This is a genomic window from Kribbella sp. NPDC050459, from assembly GCF_040655315.1.
Classification (GTDB): Bacteria; Actinomycetota; Actinomycetes; order Propionibacteriales; family Kribbellaceae; genus Kribbella.
This window is the reverse complement of record NZ_JBFAJQ010000012.1, coordinates 172,366-186,302: the sequence shown is the minus strand read 5'-3', so window position 1 is coordinate 186,302 and position 13,937 is coordinate 172,366. Positions and strand designations below refer to the sequence as shown.

Here is a 13,937-nt window from a genome sequence, read left to right as displayed (position 1 = left end):
ATTAACGCTACCGTTAACGTTCACGGTGGCATCCTCTTCCCTGGGAGGCACCATGCAGTCGCTGAGCCGTGCCCTCACCGTCCTGGCCGAGCTCAATCGCGAGGACCGCCCGTACGGCGTCACGGAGCTGGCCGTCACCGTCGGCCTGCACAAGAGCACCGTCCACCGGATCCTCGCGACGTTCTGCGCGCACGGCCTGGCCGCGCGCGTCGACGACCACCGCTACACCGCCCGGGACGGCCTCGCCGCCCTCCGCCCGGCCACGCGACGTCCGGCGTCACCGGAGCACTCGCTGGCCGAGCTGGGAGCCCGCCTCGGTCGCCTGGTCGTGCTGGCCAAGCCGCTGCCGAAGAGCGCCGGCCTGGTGCTCCAGGTCGCCGACGTCGCAGGCGGCAGCGCTCGTGGGAGCGGCGACTACGCGTTACCGCCACGGGGTGGTACGCCGCTGGGCGGAACGCGGCCCGGCGGCTCCGCCCCGGCCGTGAGCGTCGCCGGCCACTCACCGGTTCGGCCCGGTCATGCCGTCTCGCTGCGGCGCAGTGCGCTCGGTCGCGCGTACCTTTCCGCGCTGCCGGTCGACGAGGTGACCGGCACGCCTGATCTGCTCGACGCCTTGCAGCGGATCCGGGTGTCCGGTTTCGCCCACAACTCACGGCCGGTCGCGTCGCTGCCGCGGATGGTCGCCGTCCCGGTCCGCGGCGCCGACGGCTCCTGCGCCGGCGCGCTGGGCGCCGAGCTGATCCAGCCGGGGTCCGTCGACGAGGTGCGGCGCGTGGTCTCCGTGCTGCGGAGCGGCGTCTGATGGCGGCGTACGTCGTCCGGCGGTTGTTCTTCTCGCTCTTCGTCCTGTGGGGCGCCGTCACGATCATCTTCGTCGTCCTGCGGCTCGTCCCCGGCGACCCGGCGTACATCATGCTCGGGCCGGACGCCGACCAGGCGCAGGTGGCCGCGTTGCGCGCGCAGCTCGGGCTCGACCAGTCCCTGATCCAGCAGTACGCGACGTACCTGGCGAACGTCGTACACCTGGACTTCGGCGAGTCGTTCCGGCTGAACGCGGACTCGATGAGCCTTGTCCTGCAACGGGTCCCGGCCACCATCCAGCTCGCGACCACCGCGTTGCTGCTGTCGTTGCTGATCGGCCTTCCGCTCGGCGTGATCGCCGCGCTCCGCGCGCACAGCTGGGTGGACCGGTCGATCTCGGTGTTCTCGCTGATGGGGCAGTCGACGCCGTCCTTCTGGCTGGGGATCGTGCTGATCCTCGTGTTCGCCCGTGGGCTGAAGATGTTGCCGAGTGCGGGATCCGGGACGTGGGCGCACCTCGTGCTGCCGACGATCACGCTGGCGTTGCCGTTCCTGGCGATCCTGGTCCGGCTGACGCGCAGCGGGCTGCTCGAGGTGGTGCACGAGGGCTATGTGCAGACCGCGCGGGCGAAGGGGCTCGGCGAGGGGATCGTGGTTCTCGTGCACGCGTTGCGGAACGCGCTGATCCCGATCGTGACCGTCGTCGGGCTGCAGTTCGGCGCGCTGCTCGGCGGCACGGTGATCGTCGAGACGGTGTTCGCGTGGCCGGGCGTCGGCCGGTTGCTGATCGACTCGATCGGGCGCCGCGACTACGGCGTCGTGCAGGCCTCGATCTTGCTGGTGGCAACGATCTTCGTGGTGATCAATCTGCTCGTCGACCTCCTGTACGGCTTCTTGGACCCGCGGGTCCGTCTGGCGGGTGACTGACCTTGACTGTCGAGCTTTCCGTGCCGGCCCCGGTGGCCGTGCGCCGTCGTACCAGGGCCGGATCGGCCCGGATCCGGTTCGGGTTCGCGGTGATCGCGGTGTACGTCGTGGCCGCGGCGATCGGGCCGTGGCTGTTCCGGTACGACCCGGTCGGCACCCGCACCGCGGACCGGCTGAAGCCGCCGTTCACGCGGCTGTCCGACGGGTCGTTCGCGATCTTCGGCACCGACCAGGTCGGGCAGGACCTGTTCGCGCAGATGTTGCAGGGGGCAAGGATCTCGATCGCGGTCGGGCTGGCGACGCTGGTGCTGGCCGGGACGATCGGGGTCACGATCGGTCTCGCGGCCGGGTACTTCGGCGGCTGGCTGGACGGCGTGCTGATGCGACTCGCGGACGTCCAGCTGGCGTTTCCGTCGATCCTGCTGGCGATCTTCATCGCCGCGCTGCTCGGCCCGTCGGTGGTGAACGTGGTGATCGTGCTCGCGGTGGCGAACTGGGTGACGTTCGCGCGGGTCGCCCGCGGTCAGGCGCTGGCGACGAGGCGGCGGGAGTTCGTCGACGCGTCCCGGACGCTCGGCGCCGGCACCTGGCGGCTGGTCACGCGGTGCGTCCTGCCGGCCTGTGTCGCGCCGGTGCTGGTCGTCGCGACGGTCGAGATCGGGCACGTGATCCTGGCCGAGGCGTCGCTGAGCTTCCTCGGTCTCGGGACGCCGGCCTCAACGCCCAGCTGGGGCGTGACGATCGCGAACGGCCGCAACTACCTGGCCGACGCGTGGTGGATCTCGACGATCCCGGGCATCGCGCTGGCCTTCCTGGTGATCTCGCTCGGCGTGCTCGGCGACGCGCTCCGGGACCGGTACGACCCGCGGCTGAGGAGTCTGTGATGACGTTGCTGAGTGTCCGCGACCTGCGGGTCGAGTTCGCCACGTCCGGCGGGGTGGTGACCGCGGTCGACGGTGCGTCGTTCGACGTCGATGCCGGTGAGACCGTTGCGCTGCTGGGGGAGTCGGGCAGCGGGAAGAGCGTGACCGCCCAGGCCCTGCTGGGGATCGTGCCGAAACCGGCCGGGCGGGTGTGCGGCGGGTCGATCTCGTACGACGGTCGCGACCTGCTGGCGCCCGGAGCGGCGAAGGGGCTGCGCGGGCGGGAGATCGCGATGGTCTTCCAGGACCCGTTGAGCTCGCTGAACCCGGTCTTCCGGGTGGGCGCGCAGATCGGCGAGATGTTCCGGCGGCATCGCGGGGCGTCCCGGCGCGAGGCGCGGGCGGCGGCACTGGACCTGATGCAGCGGGTCGGGATCCCGGCGGCGTCGAAGCGGCTGGACGACTACCCGCACCAGTTCTCCGGCGGGATGCGGCAGCGGGTGATGATCGCGATGGCACTCGCGCTGTCGCCGCGGCTGCTGATCGCGGACGAGCCGACGACCGCGCTCGACGTCACCGTGCAGGCGCAGATCATGCAGCTCCTCGCCCGGTTGCAGTCCGAGGAGGGCATGTCTCTCGTCCTCATCACCCACGACCTCGGCGTGGTCGCCGACGTCGCCGACCGGGTGGTCCTGATGTACGCCGGCCGCGTGGTCGAGACGGGCCCGCTCCGCGAGGTCTACGAGCACAGCGCCCACCCGTACACGTCGGGCCTGATGGCGTCGGTCCCCGCTCTCGACGGTCCCCGCGACCGCCTGATCCCCATCCAGGGATCCCCACCAGATCTCCTGTCCCTCCCCTCCGGCTGCTCCTTCCGCCCCCGCTGCCAGTACGCCGACGCCGTGTGCGCCGACGTCGAGCCCGACCTCCGCCAACTCTCCGGCCGTCCCACCCATCGCGCCGCCTGTCACCACCCGGAAGGAGCTCTCACCCATGCCCACTGAGTCTCCGTTGCTGTCCGTACGGGACCTGCAGACCTCCTTCCCGATGCGGTCCTCGGTGTTGCGGCGGACCGTGGGGCAGATCCAGGCCGTCGCCGGGGTGTCCTTCGACATCCCGGCCGGCGGGACGCTGGGGCTGGTGGGGGAGTCGGGGTCGGGGAAGTCGACCGTGGCGCGGACCGTCATCGGGCTGGAGAAGGCGCGGTCGGGAAGCGTCGTCTTCGACGGCGAGGAACTGACCTCGTTGCCCAAGGCATCTATGCGCCGGGTCCGCCGCCAGCTGCAGATGATCTTCCAGGACCCGTACGCCTCGCTCAACCCGCGCGCGACCGTCGAGCAGATCATCGCCGAGGCCTGGCAGATCCACCCCGACGTCGTCCCCCGGAACCGGCACCGCGCCGAGGTCCGCGACCTGCTCGAACGCGTCGGCCTCAACCCCGACCACGCCGAGCGGTACCCGCACCAGTTCTCCGGCGGCCAGCGGCAGCGGATCGGCATCGCCCGCGCGCTCGCCCTCCGGCCGAAGCTGGTGATCTGCGACGAGGCGGTCTCCGCGCTCGACGTCTCCGTCCAGGCCCAGGTCCTGAACCTGCTCGGGGACCTGCGCCGCGACCTCGGCCTCGCGTACCTGTTCATCGCCCACGATCTGTCCGTCGTCCGGCACATCTCGGACCGGGTCGCGGTGATGTACCTCGGGCGGATCGTCGAGACCGCGTCCCAGGACGAGCTGTTCACGCGCCCGCTGCACCCGTACACACAGGCGCTGCTGTCCGCCGTCCCGGACCCGAAGCCGTGGGACAAACCCGCCCGCGAGCAGATCATCATCGGCGGCGACGTCCCGTCACCCGCGGACCCGCCGTCCGGGTGCGGCTTCCGGACCCGCTGCTGGAAGGCCGAGGACCGCTGCGCGCACGACGTACCTGAGCTCACCACGCGGCTCGAGTCGCACCCTGCCGCCTGCCACTTCGCCACCGAACTCGCCGGAGCCGCCTCGTGACCGAACTAGTCCTCCTCCGGCACGGCGAATCGGTCTGGAACGCCGAGCACCGGTACCAGGGCCAGCAAGGCACCGGATTGAGCGCGCTCGGCCGGCAGCAGGCGAAGCAGGCCGCGGAGTACCTGCGGTCGTTCGAGTTCGACGCGATCGTCGCGAGCGATCTCCAGCGGGTGCAGGAGACGTTGCAGCCGTACCTGGACACCTGCGACCACCTGCCGGTGCGGGTCGACAAGAGATGGCGGGAGATCGACGTCGGCACCTGGGGCGGACGGACCTTCACCGACGTGTACGCCGACGAGCCGGATGTCGTGGACGCCTTCGCCCGGGGCGAAGACGTGGCCCGCGGCGGCGGGGAGACCTTCGCGCAGCTGCGGGCGCGGGTGTGGGAGGCGGCGACGCAGCTCGCCGATCACGCAACCACGGCCGACGGTGCGGGAGGCGCGGTTGATGCGGACGCGGGGGCGCGGGTCGGCGGGCGCGGGCGACGGGTGCTGGTGGTGACACACGGCGGGCCGATCCGGGTCGCGGCCGCGTCGGCGCTGCAGCTGCAGCCAGGGGCCGAGATGTTGCTGGACCCGCCCGTGAACTGCTCTCTCACCATCCTGCGCCTCGACGGACTCGCGGCGTACAACCTGCCGACCGGGACGGACCGATGACCTTCACGTTCGTTGCGATGACCTACAACCTGTGGGCCGACTTCCACCTCGAACAGCGCCGCGACGCGATCGCGGGCCTGTTCACGACCCGTCCGCCGGACCTGCTCGCCGTACAGGAGCTCCGGCCCGTCACCCGCAAGCTGCTCGACGACGTCCTGCCCGATCACGACCGCGTCGACGGGACCGCGGGCTGGGAGACGCAGAGCAACCTGTGGTGGCGGCGTGACCTGTTCACGTACGTCGAGCACGGCACCGAGGACGTCGGCATCCTGTCGCCCGACGCGCACCTGTTCTGGGTCCGGCTCCGCACGCCGGACGAAGCCGAGCTGGTCTTCAGTACGGCGCACCTCACCTGGCCCGGCCACCCGGACGAGCGGACCGACCACGTCAACCGCCGGATCGCCCAGGCCCGCGCGATCGGGGAGGCCCTCGAACGGCTGGCCGGCCAGGACGCCTGCCTGTTCACCGTCGACATCAACGACATCGGCCCACCGCAGTGGGAGCTCGGCAACGCCGGGTTCCTGGACAGCTTCACCGCCCTCGGCCGGCACTCACCGGTGACCCATCCGGTGGTGCCGACGGTCGCGACCGGTCCGATCGGGACCCGGTTGTCACCGCTCGCCTCACCCCCCAAGGCGATCGACTGGATCTTCGCCCGCGGCCCGCTCGCCGCCCGGTCCAGTGAGGTCGTCGACTTCTTCCACGACGGCTGCGCCCCCTCCGACCACCATCCGGTCGTCGCCACCTACACGCTTTGAGGAGAACCCCTGTGCTGAGGAAGCGATTCGCGGCGGCGCTCGGCGCCATCGCCCTGGCCGCGGTGGCCGCCTGCTCGCCGGCCAGTGAGCCGAGCAGCGGCGAACAGGTCCTGCGGTACGCGCCGGCGATGTTCCCGGTGTCGCTGGACACCCACAAGTACGCCGGTGAGGAGGCTGTGCAGACCGCAATCCAGCAGATCATGGAGCCGCTGGTCCGCGTCGACGACGGCAAGATCGTGCCGGTGCTGGCCACGTCCTGGGAGAACCCGGACCCGACGACGTGGGTCTTCAAGCTCCGCTCCGGCGTGAAGTTCTCCGACGGTACGCCGTTCACCGCGAAGGACGTGGTCGCGTCGTACGAACGGCACAAGAAGCTCGACGGTCCGCTGGTACCGCTGTACTCGACGGTGACGTCGTTCGCGGCCACCGACGACCAGACCGTGACGGTGAAGACCAGCAAACCGCTCGGCACGTTGCTGAGCTCGCTGACGCTGCTGTTCATCGGGCCGGCCGCCAAGGTCGACACCGACGGGTTCTTCAACAAGCCGATCGGGACGGGGCCGTTCACGGTCACCGCGTTCCGGCCCGACGAGAAGCTCGAGCTCGCCGCGAACCCGACGTACTGGGACGGCGCCCCGAAGCTGAACAAGCTGGAGTTCGTGAACATCCCGGAGGTCGCCGGGCGGATCACCGGGCTGGAGAACGGCGAGGTCGACGTGCTGACGCAGATCCCGCCGGACCAGGTCGGTTCGGTGAAGGGCAGCGAACAGATCACGTACTCGACCACGCCGAGCTGGACGTACTACTTCGACTGGTTCAACTCCAACCGCAAGCCGTTCACCGACAAGCGGGTCCGGCAGGCGATGTGGCACGCGCTCAACCTCGAGGGCACCGTGAAGGACCTGTTCGGCGATCTCGCGTCGGTCGCGCAGGCGCCGCTCGCCCAGGGCGTGATCGGCGCGCCGAAGCTGTCGCCGTACACCTACGACCCGGCGAAGGCGAAACAGCTGCTGACCGAGGCCGGGTACCCGAACGGCTTCACCACCTCGATGCAGTGGCCGCTCGAGGGCGGGCCGAACATCCGCGCGCTGGCGCAGGCGATGATCTCGGACTGGGCGAAGATCGGCGTCACGGTCAAGCCGCTGGAGAAGGAACGCGCGCAGTGGCTGGAGGACTTCGGCAAGCTCAACTGGGACATGAACCTGCAGACCAACGTGACCGGCACTGGTGACGCCGACTACACCCTGGCCCGCCTGTACGTGTGCACCGCGAAGCGCAACGGCTACTGCAACCCGGCCCTCGACAAGCTGCTTCTCGACGCCCGCTCGTCGGTCGACCAGGCAGCCCGCCCGAAGCTCTACCAGCAGGCCGGCCAGACGATCTGGGACGACGCCGTCGGCATCTTCCCGGCCGAGCTCGCGTCCAACGCCGCCGTCCGCTCCCGCGTCCAGGGCTTCGTGATGCCGCCGAGCGGCCGCCCGCTGTTCGCAAAGGTGAGCGTCGCCGGCAGCTGATCCCGGACCGCCATCACTCACCAACTGCCTCCGCCCGTGCGAGCTCACGCTCCCGCGGGCGGAGTCGCGCGTCGGCCGGACGAGTTGGTGGGTGGTGGAGGTCCGCCCCGACCTTCCACCCAGATCGAACAGCTGCCCGATCACCGGCGCATCACGGAAGCTTGGTCACGGTTCCGGCCGTTGGCGTGGTGAGGGGTTGACGGGTCAGCAGGCTGCGGTCTAGCGTCCGGGAAATCGATTACTCGCCCGAATCGCGGAGGTGTTGTGTGCCGGACCTCGTGCGGATGACGGCGATCGGGAAGCGGTACGGCGGTGTGCGGGCCTGTCACGAGGTGGACTTCGTGCTCGGCGCCGGGGAGGTGCACGCGCTGCTCGGCGAGAACGGCGCCGGCAAGAGCACGCTGATGAAGATCCTGTCCGGCGACGTGACCGAGTACGACGGCAGCATCGCGATCAACGGCGCGCCGGTGCGGTTCAGCGGACCGACCGACGCGCAGGCCGCGGGGATCGCGATGATCCACCAGGAGCTCGACCTCGTCCCGGGCCTGTCGGTCGCGGACAACATCTTCCTAGGCCGCGAGCTGCGGACCGCGGTGCGCACGGTGGACCGGCGCCGGATGGAACGCGAGGCCCGCGAGCTGCTCGACCGCAGCGGCGTCGGCCTCGATCCGCGGCGGCCGGTCGGCGACCTGCGGGTCGGCGAGCAGCAGCTCGTCACGATCGCGAAGGCGATCTCGCTCGACGCCCGGGTGCTGATCATGGACGAGCCGACCTCGGCGCTCACCAGCTCCGAGGTCGAGCGGCTGTTCGACGTCATCCGCGAGCTCCGGCAGAGCGGCGTCGGCATCGTCTACATCTCGCACCGGATGGAGGAGATCTCCCGGGTCGCCGACCGCGCGACCGTGCTCCGCAACGGCAGCATCGTGACCAGTTTCGACCCGCGCGAGCTCAGTACCGCGGAGGTCGTCGAGGCGATGGTCGGCCGCCCGGTGCAGACCATGTTCACGACCCCCGACAGCGCCACCGGCGACGAACTGCTCCGCGTCGAGAACCTGAGGCTGAAGGCGCGCCGCCCGCGGCCCGGCCGCCGCGACCCCGACGGTATCTCGCTCACCGTCCGCGCCGGCGAGATCGTCGGCCTGGCCGGTCTGCTCGGCGCGGGCCGCACCGAACTGCTCGAGACCCTGTACGGCGTCGCGCCCGGCGGCACCCACACGGGTCGGATCCTCCTGCAGGGCAAGCCGATTCGCCCGCGCGGGCCGCGGCAGGCGCTGGCCCACGGCATCGGGTTCGTCCCGGAGGACCGGCGGACGTCGGGGCTCGTGCTGTTCCACTCGATCCTGGCCAACACGGTCGTCTCGAGCCTCCCGGCGTACGGCCGGCTCGGGGTGATCGCGCGCCGCAGGGAGCGGGCCGCGTCGGTGCGGATGGCCGACCGGCTGCGGCTGAAGTTCGGGCGCCTGCAGGACGAGGTCGGCACGTTGTCCGGCGGCAACCAGCAGAAGGTCGTGTTCGGGCGGATGCTGCTCACCGAGCCCAAGCTGCTGCTCCTCGACGAGCCCACGCGCGGCGTCGACGTCGGCGCGAAGGCCGAGATCTACCGGCTGCTGGGCGAACTCGCGGGGCAGGGGCTCGGCGTACTGCTCGCCTCGTCCGAGCTGCCGGAACTGGTCGGCGTCTGCGACCGCGTCGTCGTGCTGCGGGACGGCCGCGACGTCGCCTCGTTCAGTACGGCGGACTCGGGCGAAGGCGATCTGCTCGCCGCCGCGATGGGACAAATCGAGGTCGGAGGAATGCCATGACCGACGTACAGGACCGAACCGTCGCGCCTGGGCAGGACGGCCCGGTGGAGCAGCGCAGCCTGGCCGCCACGCTCTTCCGGTTCCAGAGTGTCTTCGGGCTGATCGCGGTCTTCGTCGCGGCGATCATCTTCTCGCCGCGCAAGAACGGCGAGATCCTGTTCGTCAGCGCCGACAACCTGGCGAACGTGGTCCGCGCCGTGTCCGAGATCGGGATCATCGCGGTCGGCATGACGTTCGTGATCCTGATCGGCGGGATCGACCTGTCGGTGGGCGCGGTCCTCGGGCTCGCCGCGGTCGGGTCCGCCGTCCTGATGGTCGAGAACGACTGGGGCTTCCTGCCGTCGGTCGTGCTCGTGCTCGCGATCGGACTGGTGTTCGGCGCCCTGCAAGGCGCCGCGACCGCGATGATCGGGATCCAGTCCTTCATCGTCACCCTCGCCGGCCTGCAGATAGCCCGCGGGCTGGCCCGGATCTGGTCCGGCGGGCAGGGCGTCGCGATCGCGTACGGCGACGGGCCCAAGGAAGCGCCGGCGTCGTTCGCACTGCTCGGCGAACGGACCTTCGGCGGGCTGGTGCCGATCCCGGTGCTGATCTTCGCGGTGGTCGCGATCGCCGCGGTGGTGTTCCTCCGGGTCAGCGCGTTCTCCCGGCACCTGTACGCCGTCGGCGGCAACGAGAAGGCCGCGCGGCTGTCCGGCGTACCGGTCGTCCGGGTGAAGATCGCCGTGTTCGCGATCTGCGGGTTGCTCGCCTCGTTGGCAGGCATCGTGCACGCCGTCCAGCTCAACCAGGGCAGCCCGAACGACGGCATCGGCTACGAGCTGGACGCGATCGCCGCGGTGGTGATCGGCGGCACCAGCCTGGCGGGCGGCCGCGGTTCGGTGGCCGGGACGGTGGCGGGCGCGCTGCTGCTCGGCGTCCTGAACAACATCCTTGCCCTGAACAACATCGACTCCAACATCCAGCTCCTGATCAAGGGACTGGTGATCGTTGCCGCCGCCGCGCTGCAGCGACTCCGCCCCGCCTCGTGAGGAAGGTTCCGTCATGCGTTCTGTGAAGATTCCGTTGGCAGCAGCGGCAGTCGCTGCACTCGTGCTGGCCGGCTGTGGGACCACCAGTGAACGGACCTCGGGCGCGGCGTCGCCGGGCTCGTCAACGTCCTGCAAGGGAGCCGACGGCAAGTACACGATCGGGATGAGCCAGGCCAACGTCGCCGAGCCGTACCGGCAGCGGATGGACGACGACATCAGGTCCGCGGCCAAGGAGGTGCCGCAGTTCGACGTGAAGTTCGCGGACGCGGCGCAGGACAACGCCAAGCAGGTCGCGGACGTGGAGAACTACATCACCCAGCAGATCGACCTGCTGATCATCAGCCCGAACGAGGCGAAGCCGCTGACCGCCGTCGTGAAGAAGGCCTACGACAAGGGCATCCCGGTGATCGTGCTGGACCGCAAGGTCGAGGGCGACGCGTACACCGGGTTCATCGGCGGCGACAACGTACAGATCGGGCGCGAGGCCGGGAAGTACATCGCCGAGAAGCTGCTGCCGCAGGGCGGCAACGTGGTGGAGCTGAAGGGCCTGGCCGGCGCGACACCGCAGGCCGAACGGCACGAGGGATTCGTCGAGGGCATCAAGGGCAACCCGAAGGTCAAGGTGATCGCCGCCGCGAGTGGTGACTGGCTGCGGGAGAAGGGCCAGGCGCAGATGGACGCGCTGCTGAAGGCGAATCCGAAGATCGACGTCGTCTACTCGCACAACGACCCGATGGCCGAGGGCGCGTACCTGGCCGCGAAGGCGGTCGGCCGGGAGAAGGAGATGAAGTTCACCGGCATCGACGCGCTGCCGATCCCGTCCGGCGGCATCAAGGCCGTCGAGCAGGGCCGGCTGTCGGCCACCTTCACCTACCCGACGAACGGCAAGGAGGCCGTCGCCGCCGCCAAGAAGCTGCTCGTCGACTGCGGCACCATCGAGAAGTCCCAGATCCTCCCGACCCGCCTGATCGACACCACCAACGCGGCCCAGATCTACGCCGAGGAGAACCCCACCGGCTGAGACAGATGTCCTGCCCTCAGCGGCTGGAGCTGGCGCGCGGGATCAGGCGGGCGCCGAGGGTGGTGGCGGTGGCGGGCCGGGTGCTGTCGGCGATGCGTGCCAGGAGGAGGCGGGCGGCGACGGTGCCGATCTCGTACGCCGGTTGCGCGACGACCGTCAGCGGCGGGTCGACGAGTGCCGTCCACGGCGCGTCGTCGAACGTGACCAGCCCGACGTCACGTCCTGCCCGCACACCGCGCTCCTGCAGGGCCTGCAATACGCCGACGGCCATCGCGCTGTTCGCAACGAGCAGGGCGTCCGGCGGCTCCGGCTGTGCGAGCAGGTCGAGCGCGGCGCGGTGCGCGCCGGCGGCCTTGTACTCGCAGCGCCTGACGAGTTTCGTCGTCCGGCGCCGCCGCGCGGCCTTCAGTGCCTCGCGGTATCCGGCCAGCCGGTCGTCCGCCGTACGGACGCCGGCCGGGCCGGTGATGCAGCCGATCCGTTCGTAGCCTTGGGCAACCAAATGCGAGGTCGCCTCGCGGGCCGCGAGCCGGGTGTCGACGAGGACGACGTCGCTGTCCTGTCCCGGCAGCGGCCGGTCCACCGCGACGTACGCTGTACCTCGCGCGGCGAGTTTCGCGACCGAGGACGCCGGGCCGCTCGGCGACAGGATGACGCCCGCGACCCGTTCCTGGAGGGCGATGTCGACGTAGCGGCTCTCCTTCTCCGCGCTCTCGTCGGAGTTGCACAGCACGACCGAGTACCCGACCTCGTGCGCCACGTCCTCCACCCCGCGGGCGATCGCGGTGAAGAACGGGTTCTCCACGTCGGAGATGATCAGCGCGACCACCGCGGCCTCCTGGCGGCGCAGGTTGCGCGCGGGGCCGTTCGGCTGGTACCCGAGCTCGTGGGCGGCCCGCCGTACCCGTGCCGCGAGGTCCGGGTCGACCGTCGGCTTGCCGTTCAGGGCCCGGGAGACGGTCGCCGTCGACACCCCGGCCCGTGTGGCCACGTCGCTGACAGTCGGCACTCTGGCTCCCTTCCTGACCGACCAGTATGCCGGGCGAGTAATGGATTACCCAGAGGTGTGCCGTGCACTTAACGTACGTAACCTCGGAGCATGACCAGTGACGTGAGAGGATCACCCGCGTGACTGCCTTGCCGAGTGTTTCGTACTCCATCACCGTTCGCCTCGAGGTGCCCGCCGGCGGCTCGACGGTGAGCAAGCTGACGACCGCGGTCGAGCAGGCCGGCGGTCTGGTCACCGCGCTCGACGTGACCGCGTCCGGCCACGAGCGGCTGCGGATCGACGTCACCTGCGCGGCGGCCGACACCGAGCACGCGGGCCGCCTGGTCGAGGCGATGCGCGCCGTACCGGGCGTCGAGATCGCCCGGGTCTCGGACCGGACCTTCCTGATGCACCTCGGCGGCAAGATCTCGATGGAGGCCAAGCACCCGATCCGCAACCGTGACGACCTGTCGATGATCTACACGCCGGGTGTCGCGCGGGTCTGCCTGGCGATCGCGGCCAACCCCGACGACGCCCGTCGGCTGACCATCAAGCGCAACAGCGTCGCGGTGGTCACCGACGGTTCGGCCGTCCTGGGGCTCGGCAACATCGGCCCGAAGGCCGCGCTGCCGGTGATGGAGGGCAAGGCCGCGCTGTTCAAGCGGTTCGCCGGGATCGACGCCTGGCCGCTGTGCCTGGACACCCAGGACCCGGACGAGATCGTCTCGATCGTCAAGGCGATCGCGCCGGGCTTCGCCGGGATCAACCTCGAGGACATCTCCGCGCCGCGCTGCTTCGAGATCGAGGCCCGGCTGCGTGAGGAGCTCGACATCCCGGTCTTCCACGACGACCAGCACGGTACGGCGGTGGTCGTCGTCGGCGCGCTGTACAACGCGCTTCGCGTGGTGGGCAAGGACATCAGCAACGTGCGGGTCGTGCTGTCCGGCGCGGGCGCGGCGGGTACGGCGATCCTGAAGTTGCTGCTCGCGGCCGGCGTGAAGGACACCTGTGTCGCCGACATCGGCGGCGTCATCCACCCGGAGCGCGACGGGCTGTCGCCGGAGCTGCGCTGGATCGCGGAGAACACCAACGCCGCCAAGTACAGCGGCGACCTGAAGGGTGCGCTGGCCGGTGCGGACGTGTTCATCGGCGTCTCCGCGCCGAACATCCTGACCGGCGCCGACATCGCCACCATGAACGAGGACGCCATCGTGTTCGCGCTGGCCAACCCGGTGCCCGAGGTCGACCCGGCCGAGGCCGGCGAGCACGCCGCCGTGGTCGCGACCGGCCGCAGCGACTACCCGAACCAGATCAACAACGTGCTGGTCTTCCCGGGGGTCTTCCGCGGTCTGCTCGACGCACAGTCGTCCAAGGTGTCGGTCGACATGGAGTTGGCCGCTGCGCGCGCCCTGGCCGGCGTGGTGACCGACGACGAGCTGAACGCGAGCTACATCGTGCCGAGCGTCTTCCACCCGGAGGTGCACACGATGGTGGCCCACGCCGTTCGTGAGGCGGCCGGCGGCAAGGCTCCGGCCCACGAGAGCTACCCGGACGACGCTCCCGCGCTGTGAGTACGGT

The 13,937-nt window shown here is 70.5% G+C and carries 13 protein-coding genes; 12 read left to right on the top strand and 1 reads right to left on the bottom strand.

Features of this window, described 5'->3' with window-relative positions:
• Positions 1-52 precede the first annotated feature (52 nt).
• The 11 genes from AB0I12_RS32075 (at position 53) to AB0I12_RS32025 (ending at position 11,371) form a co-directional block, all read left to right on the top strand.
• A complete protein-coding gene (locus AB0I12_RS32075; RefSeq protein WP_359936616.1) occupies positions 53-802 on the top strand; it encodes a helix-turn-helix domain-containing protein in 750 nt (249 codons plus the stop codon).
• Positions 802-1,728, top strand: a complete 927-nt coding sequence (gene nikB, locus AB0I12_RS32070; protein WP_359936613.1) for a nickel ABC transporter permease — start codon at positions 802-804, stop codon at positions 1,726-1,728. The genes AB0I12_RS32075 and nikB overlap by 1 nt, the downstream gene beginning before the upstream one ends.
• A gap of 2 nt (positions 1,729-1,730) precedes the next feature.
• The gene (locus AB0I12_RS32065; protein WP_359936611.1) at positions 1,731-2,612 is read left to right on the top strand and encodes an ABC transporter permease; all 882 of its coding nucleotides are present in this window, start codon (positions 1,731-1,733) and stop codon (positions 2,610-2,612) included.
• Complete coding sequence (locus tag AB0I12_RS32060) at positions 2,612-3,595, top strand: ABC transporter ATP-binding protein (RefSeq protein ID WP_359936608.1); 984 nt, start codon at positions 2,612-2,614, stop codon at positions 3,593-3,595. The genes AB0I12_RS32065 and AB0I12_RS32060 overlap by 1 nt, the downstream gene beginning before the upstream one ends.
• Positions 3,585-4,589, top strand: coding sequence for an oligopeptide/dipeptide ABC transporter ATP-binding protein (locus AB0I12_RS32055; RefSeq protein ID WP_359936605.1), 1,005 nt, complete (start codon positions 3,585-3,587; stop codon positions 4,587-4,589). Before AB0I12_RS32060 ends, AB0I12_RS32055 begins: the two co-directional genes overlap by 11 nt.
• The gene (locus AB0I12_RS32050; RefSeq protein ID WP_359936602.1) at positions 4,586-5,245 is read left to right on the top strand and encodes a histidine phosphatase family protein; all 660 of its coding nucleotides are present in this window, start codon (positions 4,586-4,588) and stop codon (positions 5,243-5,245) included. The genes AB0I12_RS32055 and AB0I12_RS32050 overlap by 4 nt, the downstream gene beginning before the upstream one ends.
• Positions 5,242-6,003, top strand: a complete 762-nt coding sequence (locus tag AB0I12_RS32045) for an endonuclease/exonuclease/phosphatase family protein (RefSeq protein WP_359936599.1) — start codon at positions 5,242-5,244, stop codon at positions 6,001-6,003. The genes AB0I12_RS32050 and AB0I12_RS32045 overlap by 4 nt, the downstream gene beginning before the upstream one ends.
• Before the next feature lie 11 nt (positions 6,004-6,014).
• Complete coding sequence (locus AB0I12_RS32040; protein WP_359936596.1) at positions 6,015-7,517, top strand: ABC transporter substrate-binding protein; 1,503 nt, start codon at positions 6,015-6,017, stop codon at positions 7,515-7,517.
• Positions 7,518-7,783: 266 nt separating this feature from the next.
• Positions 7,784-9,319, top strand: coding sequence for a sugar ABC transporter ATP-binding protein (locus AB0I12_RS32035; protein WP_359936592.1), 1,536 nt, complete (start codon positions 7,784-7,786; stop codon positions 9,317-9,319).
• Positions 9,316-10,350, top strand: coding sequence for an ABC transporter permease (locus tag AB0I12_RS32030; RefSeq protein ID WP_359936589.1), 1,035 nt, complete (start codon positions 9,316-9,318; stop codon positions 10,348-10,350). Before AB0I12_RS32035 ends, AB0I12_RS32030 begins: the two co-directional genes overlap by 4 nt.
• A 13-nt stretch (positions 10,351-10,363) precedes the next feature.
• Positions 10,364-11,371, top strand: a complete 1,008-nt coding sequence (locus tag AB0I12_RS32025) for a substrate-binding domain-containing protein (protein ID WP_359936586.1) — start codon at positions 10,364-10,366, stop codon at positions 11,369-11,371.
• A 16-nt stretch (positions 11,372-11,387) separates the two neighbouring features.
• Here the strand turns inward: AB0I12_RS32025 and AB0I12_RS32020 are convergent, their stop codons facing one another.
• Entirely contained in the window at positions 11,388-12,380 is a 993-nt protein-coding gene (locus AB0I12_RS32020; RefSeq protein WP_359936583.1) for a LacI family DNA-binding transcriptional regulator, read from the bottom strand.
• Between the two features lie 119 nt (positions 12,381-12,499).
• On the opposite strand from AB0I12_RS32020, the gene AB0I12_RS32015 reads away from it, so the two are divergent.
• The gene (locus tag AB0I12_RS32015) at positions 12,500-13,930 is read left to right on the top strand and encodes an NAD-dependent malic enzyme (protein ID WP_359936580.1); all 1,431 of its coding nucleotides are present in this window, start codon (positions 12,500-12,502) and stop codon (positions 13,928-13,930) included.
• The last annotated feature ends 7 nt before the right edge of the window (positions 13,931-13,937 follow it).

What these genes read in the sequence shown, in the direction of transcription:
- AB0I12_RS32075 (WP_359936616.1), top strand. Translation starts at nt 53, where the DNA reads ATGCAGTCGCTGAGCCGTGCCCTCACCGTCCTGGCCGAGCTCAATCGC.
- nikB (WP_359936613.1), top strand. Translation starts at nt 802, where the DNA reads ATGGCGGCGTACGTCGTCCGGCGGTTGTTCTTCTCGCTCTTCGTCCTG.
- AB0I12_RS32060 (WP_359936608.1), top strand. Translation starts at nt 2,612, where the DNA reads ATGACGTTGCTGAGTGTCCGCGACCTGCGGGTCGAGTTCGCCACGTCC.
- AB0I12_RS32055 (WP_359936605.1), top strand. Translation starts at nt 3,585, where the DNA reads ATGCCCACTGAGTCTCCGTTGCTGTCCGTACGGGACCTGCAGACCTCC.
- AB0I12_RS32045 (WP_359936599.1), top strand. Translation starts at nt 5,242, where the DNA reads ATGACCTTCACGTTCGTTGCGATGACCTACAACCTGTGGGCCGACTTC.
- AB0I12_RS32030 (WP_359936589.1), top strand. Translation starts at nt 9,316, where the DNA reads ATGACCGACGTACAGGACCGAACCGTCGCGCCTGGGCAGGACGGCCCG.
- AB0I12_RS32025 (WP_359936586.1), top strand. Translation starts at nt 10,364, where the DNA reads ATGCGTTCTGTGAAGATTCCGTTGGCAGCAGCGGCAGTCGCTGCACTC.